Source organism: Ramlibacter sp., assembly GCF_041916345.1.
Classification (GTDB): domain Bacteria; phylum Pseudomonadota; class Gammaproteobacteria; order Burkholderiales; family Burkholderiaceae_C; genus Ramlibacter.
On sequence record NZ_JAYRZR010000148.1, the window covers coordinates 1 to 5887 of the forward strand.

At 70.2% G+C, this 5887-nt stretch carries 7 protein-coding genes; 4 read left to right on the forward strand and 3 right to left on the reverse strand.

All coding sequences use genetic code 11. The features are described from left to right. Window positions 1-19: 19 nt before the first annotated feature. The 4 genes from atpD (at window position 20) to ACE3T5_RS20865 (ending at window position 3693) form a co-directional block, all read left to right on the forward strand. Window positions 20-1429 carry a F0F1 ATP synthase subunit beta gene (gene atpD / locus ACE3T5_RS20850; RefSeq protein WP_374670030.1) on the forward strand — a complete coding sequence of 470 codons (1410 nt, stop codon included), beginning with the start codon at window positions 20-22 and terminating at the stop codon, window positions 1427-1429. A 19-nt stretch (window positions 1430-1448) separates the two neighbouring features. Then, entirely contained in the window at window positions 1449-1877 is a 429-nt protein-coding gene (locus tag ACE3T5_RS20855; protein WP_374670031.1) for a F0F1 ATP synthase subunit epsilon, read from the forward strand. Between the two features lie 207 nt (window positions 1878-2084). Then, window positions 2085-2591, forward strand: a complete 507-nt coding sequence (locus ACE3T5_RS20860; RefSeq protein WP_374670032.1) for a YciI family protein — start codon at window positions 2085-2087, stop codon at window positions 2589-2591. Continuing rightward, window positions 2527-3693: an RNA polymerase sigma factor gene (locus ACE3T5_RS20865; protein WP_374670033.1), complete on the forward strand. Its 1167-nt coding sequence runs from the start codon at window positions 2527-2529 to the stop codon at window positions 3691-3693. The genes ACE3T5_RS20860 and ACE3T5_RS20865 overlap by 65 nt, the downstream gene beginning before the upstream one ends. A 16-nt stretch (window positions 3694-3709) precedes the next feature. Here the strand turns inward: ACE3T5_RS20865 and ACE3T5_RS20870 are convergent, their stop codons facing one another. From ACE3T5_RS20870 to ACE3T5_RS20880, 3 genes are read right to left on the reverse strand one after another with little or no spacing between them, the layout of a single operon-like run. Beyond that, a complete protein-coding gene (locus ACE3T5_RS20870) occupies window positions 3710-4219 on the reverse strand; it encodes a TPM domain-containing protein (protein WP_374670034.1) in 510 nt (169 codons plus the stop codon). Next, window positions 4219-5109: a YgcG family protein gene (locus ACE3T5_RS20875; protein WP_374670035.1), complete on the reverse strand. Its 891-nt coding sequence runs from the start codon at window positions 5107-5109 to the stop codon at window positions 4219-4221. The genes ACE3T5_RS20870 and ACE3T5_RS20875 overlap by 1 nt, the downstream gene beginning before the upstream one ends. A gap of 10 nt (window positions 5110-5119) precedes the next feature. Further along, window positions 5120-5740 (reverse strand): LemA family protein, encoded by a 621-nt coding sequence (locus ACE3T5_RS20880; RefSeq protein ID WP_374670036.1) that lies wholly within the window; start codon window positions 5738-5740, stop codon window positions 5120-5122. Window positions 5741-5887: the final 147 nt, after the last annotated feature.

Below are 5887 nucleotides of genomic sequence, written 5' to 3' on the forward strand. Positions count from 1 at the left end.
TAAATATTTGGAGCAAACAATGGCTCAAGTTCAAGGAAAAATCGTTCAGTGCATCGGCGCCGTGGTCGACGTCGAGTTCCCGCGTGACGCCATGCCGCGCGTGTACGACGCGCTCAAGATGGACGGCTCGGCGCTCACGCTCGAGGTGCAGCAGCAGCTGGGCGACGGCATCGTGCGCACCATCGCGCTGGGCTCCTCCGAGGGTCTGCGCCGCGGCTCCATGGTCTACAACACCGGCGCGCCGATCACGGTGCCGGTGGGCAAGGCCACGCTGGGCCGCATCATGGACGTGCTGGGCAACCCCATCGACGAGCGCGGCCCGGTCTCGACCGAGCTGACCGCCTCGATCCACCGCAAGGCCCCGGCCTACGACGAGCTGTCTCCCTCGCAGGAACTGCTGGAAACCGGCATCAAGGTGATCGACCTGATCTGCCCGTTCGCCAAGGGCGGCAAGGTGGGTCTGTTCGGCGGCGCCGGCGTGGGCAAGACCGTGAACATGATGGAACTCATCAACAACATCGCCAAGGCGCACTCGGGCCTGTCGGTGTTCGCCGGCGTGGGTGAGCGCACCCGCGAGGGCAACGACTTCTATCACGAGATGTCCGACTCCAAGGTCGTGGTGCAGGAAGACCTGAGCCAGTCCAAGGTGGCCATGGTGTACGGCCAGATGAACGAGCCCCCGGGCAACCGTCTGCGCGTCGCGCTGACCGGCCTGACCATCGCCGAGTCGTTCCGTGACGAAGGCCGTGACGTGCTGTTCTTCGTGGACAACATCTACCGCTACACGCTGGCCGGCACGGAAGTGTCCGCGCTGCTGGGCCGCATGCCCTCCGCCGTGGGCTACCAGCCGACGCTGGCCGAGGAAATGGGCCGCCTGCAGGAGCGGATCACGTCGACCAAGGTCGGCTCGATCACCTCCATCCAGGCCGTGTACGTGCCCGCGGACGACCTGACCGACCCGTCCCCTGCCACCACCTTCGCCCACCTGGACGCCACCGTGGTGCTGTCGCGCGACATCGCCGCGCTGGGTATCTACCCCGCCGTGGACCCGCTGGACTCCACCAGCCGCCAGATCGACCCCAACGTTGTCGGCGAGGACCACTACACGACCACCCGTTCGGTGCAGGCCACCCTGCAGCGCTACAAGGAACTGCGCGACATCATCGCCATTCTGGGCATGGACGAACTGGCGCCGGAAGACAAGCTGGCCGTGGCCCGCGCGCGCAAGATCCAGCGTTTCCTGTCGCAGCCGTTCCACGTGGCCGAGGTGTTCACCGGCTCGCCCGGCAAGTACGTGCCCCTGTCCGAGACGATCCGTGGCTTCAAGATGATCGTGGCCGGCGAGTGCGATCACCTGCCCGAGCAGGCCTTCTACATGGTCGGCACCATCGACGAGGCGTTCGAGAAGGCCAAGAAGATCGCGGCCTGACGCCCGGAGGCAGCAACACATGGTCGATTCCACCCACACCCTCCACGTCGACGTGGTGAGCGCCGAGGAGTCCATCTACTCCGGCGAGGCGCGCTTCGTCGCGCTGCCGGGTGAGGCGGGCGAGCTCGGCATCTACCCGCGTCACACGCCGCTGATCACCCGCGTCAAGCCCGGCTCGGTGCGCATCGAGAAGGCCGACGGCACCGAGGAATTCGTCTTCGTCGCCGGCGGCATCCTTGAAGTGCAGCCCACCCGCGTCACCGTGCTGTCCGACACCGCCATCCGCGGCAAGGACCTCGACGAGGAAAAGGCGAACGAGGCCAAGCGCGCCGCCGAAGAGGCGCTGAAGAACGCCAAGAGCGAGCTGGACATCGCCAAGATCCAGTCGGAGATCGCCGTCATGGCCGCCGAGATCGCGGCCGCGCGCAAGTTCCGCCAGAAGAAATAAGCGTCACAAGAACCGACGCGCTACAGCCCCTGTCGCAAGACAGGGGCTTTTTTCATCGCGCCCCTCGGGGCGTCGGCGCGAAGCGACGCACGCCCCTGTCGCAAGACAGGGGCTTTTTTGTTGGCGGGTTCTGTCGAAATCGCCGCCTCCCGCGCGACATTGCCAGATGCCGCGCGGTGCGGCATCCTCAACCGCGAGGAAAGCGACATGGAATACCTGCTTCTGATCCACTCCGACGACAACGCCTTCGAGGCGCTGCCAGAGGCCGTCCGCAACGAGGCGCTGGCCGCCTACGGCGCTTACACCGAGGCACTGGCCCAGGCGGGCGTGCTCAAGGGCGCCAACCGCCTGCGGCGCGCGCAGGCCGCCACGGTGGTGCGCGTGCGCGACGGCCAGACGCAGGTGCAGGACGGCCCCTTCATCGACACCAAGGAGGAGCTGGGCGGCTACTACCACATCGATGTGCCCAGCCTCGACCAGGCGCTGCACTGGGCGGCTCGCTGTCCGGGCGCCTCGCACGGTGCCATCGAGGTGCGGCGGGGGGGCGGGGTCGCCGGGCCCCGCCCGCGCGGCGGCGGGGCCGCCCGCCGCGGCGCCGCTCCCCAGCTACGGCAAGATCGTCGCCTGTCTGGCCGCGCGCACGCGCGACGTGGCCGCCGCCGAAGACGCGCTGGCCGATGCGTTCGCGGCCGCGCTCCGCCAATGGCCGCTTGAGGGTGTCCCGCGCCAGCCGGAGGCCTGGCTGCTCACGGTGGCCCGCCGCCGACAGGTCGATGGCGTGCGCGCCTGGGCGCGCGACGCGGCGATCGCCGCGGAGCTGGCCGTGCTCGCCGACACGGTGACGGACCCCGCTGGCGATGAGACCCTGCCGGATCACCGCCTGCGGCTGATGCTCGCCTGCGCACACCCGGCGATCGATCCGCGCGACCGCGCGCCGCTGATGCTGCAGACCGTGCTGGGCATCGACGCGGCGCGCATCGCGTCGGCGTTCCTGATGGCGCCCTCGGCCATGGGCCAGCGGCTCGTTCGTGCCAAGGCACGCATCCGCCAGGTAGGCATTCCGTTCGAGGTGCCCGAGCCTTCGGAGTGGGCGGACCGCCTGCACGGCGTGCTGTCGGCGATCTACGCCGCTTTCGCGCAAGGCTGGGCCGACGCACCCGGTGCCGACCCGTCTGCAGGTGCCCTGGCCGACGAGGCACTCTGGCTCGGCCGCCTGGTCGCGCACCTGCGACCGGATGAGCCGGAGGCGCTGGGCCTGCTGGCCTTGATGACATATGCCGATGCGCGCCGCGCGGCCCGGCGCGACAGCGAGGGTGCCTTCGTGCCGCTGGCGCAGCAGGACACGGCGCGCTGGGATCACGCGCGCATCGACGAGGCCGAGGCCCTGCTGCGCCGCGCCAGCCACGCCGGTCAGCCGGGCCGCTTCCAGCTCGAAGCCGCAATCCAGTCCGCCCACTGTTGGCGCCGCACCGGCCGTCGAGCCGACCCTGGTGAGATCCTGTTGCTGTACGAGGGCCTGGATGCCCTCGTGGGCACCCCAGTGAGCGCGCTCAATCGCGCGGTGGCGCTGGCCGAGGTGCACGGCGCGGCGCCGGCACTTGAAGCGATCGACGCGCTGCAGGCGCAAGCCCCTGCGCTGCAGGACTATCAGCCCCTCTGGGCGGCACGGGCCCACCTGCACGCGCGGTTGGGCGAGGTGCCTCAGGCCCAGGCCGCGTACCGCCGCGCCATCGGGCTGGAGCGGGACCCCGCCGTGCGCCGGTTCCTGCAGCGTCGCGCCGACTCACTCGGCGCTGGCAAAGCATCGCCCGCCTAGAAGCGGCGCTGCCCGCTCACCGCAAGTCCGGTGCGTCCGGCAGTTCGTTGGGATTGACCGCGTCCGCGGCCAGCGGAAAGTGCTGCACCAGCAGCGCCGACACTTCTTCCAGGGCCTGCGTCAGGCCGTCCTCGAAGCGCTCTTCGCGAAAGGCACCGCCCATGCGCTGCACGATGGCCTGCCACTCGGCCGGCGGCACGTGCCGGCTCAGTCCGCGGTCGGCCACGATCTCGATCGCGTGTTCGGCCAGCAGCAGGTAGATCAGCACGCCGTTGTTGTGCTCGGTGTCCCACACGCGCAGCTTGCCGAACATCGCGACGGCGCGCGCCCGTGCGCTGGCGCCGCGCCACAGGTAGCTGAGGGGCAGGCCGGCCTCCACGCAGATGCGCACCTCGCCGCTGTGACGCCGCTCGCTGGCGGCGACGCGGCGCGTCAGGCGCTCCACCAGCTCGGGCGGCACGGCCTTGCGCGTGTCCGCCTCGTCGATCCACCGATGGCGCAGGATGCGTTGCAGCTTCTTGAGCATCACCAGTCCCCCGAGGCGCCACCGCCACCGAAATCACCCCCGCCGCCGGAGCTGAAGCCGCCCCCATCGCTGAAGCCGCCGCCCCAGCTGCCCCCGCTGCTGCTGCCGCCTCCCCAGGAGGAGCCACCACCGGATGTCCAGTGGCGGCTGCTCGCAGCGCCGCCGAAGACCAGCACCACGACGAGTGCGATCACCGCGGCGATGCCCGCCACCAGCAGGCTCAGGGTCACGAAGTAGGCGATCGCCCCCACCGCCCCGCCGGCCAGCACCGCGCCCAGCTTGCGGCCGAAGATCCCGCCCAGCACGCGCCCCACGAGTGGCACGGCGAAGAACAGGAAGATCGCGAGGTCGGCCCAGTCGAAGCCCATGAGGCTCGCGCGAGGTGACTTCGCCTCCGGCTCGGGCAGGGCCTCGCCACCGATGCGCGCGATCAGCTGGTCGGTCGCGGCCTGCAGGCCGCCAGCGAAGTCCCCCTGGCGGAAGCGTGGCGTGATCGCATCCTCGATGATGCGGCTGGCCGCGAGGTCCGGCACGGCACCTTCGAGCGACTTGGCCACCTCGATGCGCACGCGCCGGTCCTGCTTCGCCACGATCACGAGCAGGCCGTCGCCCACCTCGCGGCGGCCGATCTTCCAGCTGTTGGCCACGCGGTTGGCGTAGCTGGCGATGTCTTCCGGCTGCGTGCTCGCCACCAGCAGCACGACGATCTGCGTGCCCTTGCTCTGCTCGAAGGCCGCGAGCTTGCCTTCCAGCGCCTGGCGGTCCGCGTCGGCCAGCGTGCCGGTCTGGTCGATCACGCGCGCGGTGAGTGCGGGCACCGGCAGCAGGCCCTGCGCCCAGGCGCCTGCGCAGGCCAGCACCAGCAGCAGGCCGGCCAGCAGGCGCTTCAAGATCGCTTCCTCAGCGTGAGGCGGCCGGTGCCGGCGCCACCGCCGGCGGCGAGCCGAAGTCCACCTTGGGCGGCGCCGAGATCTGCGCTTCGTTCTGCACCGTGAAGGTGGGCTTGACCGGGTAGCTGAACACCATGGCCGTCAGGTTGGTCGGGAAGCTGCGCGCCAGCACGTTGTACTCCTGCACGGCCTGGATGTAGCGGTTGCGCGCCACGGTGATGCGGTTCTCCGTGCCTTCGAGCTGCACGCGCAGATCGCGGAAGCCCTGGTTGGCCTTCAGGTCGGGGTAGCGCTCGCTCACCACCAGCAGGCGCGACAGCGCGCTGGAGAGCTCGCCCTGGGCCTGCTGGAACTTCTGGAAGGCCTCGGGGTTGTTCAGCGTCTCGGGCGTCACCTGCACCGAGGTGGCCCGGGCGCGCGCCTCCACCACCTTGGTCAGCGTCTCCTGCTCGAAGTTCGCCTCGCCCTTGACCGTGGCCACGATGTTGGGCACCAGGTCGGCGCGCCGCTGGTACTGGTTCAGCACCTCGCTCCAGGCGGACTTGGTCTGTTCGTCCAGTCGCTGGAAGTCGTTGTAGCCGCAGCCGGTGAGGGCCAGTGCGGACGCCAGGATCAGCAGCCACTTCTTCATGTCGGTTCCTTCCTCGCCTGCGGGGTGGGCAGACACACTAGCATAGATGGGATGGTGACCAGCCCGCTTCAAGTGCTGCACGCCGCCGAGCGGCCCGTGGCCGGCGCGGCGCCACTGCCGCGCCTGCTGATCGCCGGCGCCACCGGC

Coding starts and splice junctions, on each gene's coding strand:
- ACE3T5_RS20860 (WP_374670032.1), top strand. CDS start 2,085: ATGGAATACCTGCTTCTGATCCACTCCGACGACAACGCCTTCGAGGCG.
- ACE3T5_RS20870 (WP_374670034.1), bottom strand. CDS start 4,219: ATGCTCAAGAAGCTGCAACGCATCCTGCGCCATCGGTGGATCGACGAG.
- atpD (WP_374670030.1), top strand. CDS start 20: ATGGCTCAAGTTCAAGGAAAAATCGTTCAGTGCATCGGCGCCGTGGTC.
- ACE3T5_RS20855 (WP_374670031.1), top strand. CDS start 1,449: ATGGTCGATTCCACCCACACCCTCCACGTCGACGTGGTGAGCGCCGAG.
- ACE3T5_RS20880 (WP_374670036.1), bottom strand. CDS start 5,740: ATGAAGAAGTGGCTGCTGATCCTGGCGTCCGCACTGGCCCTCACCGGC.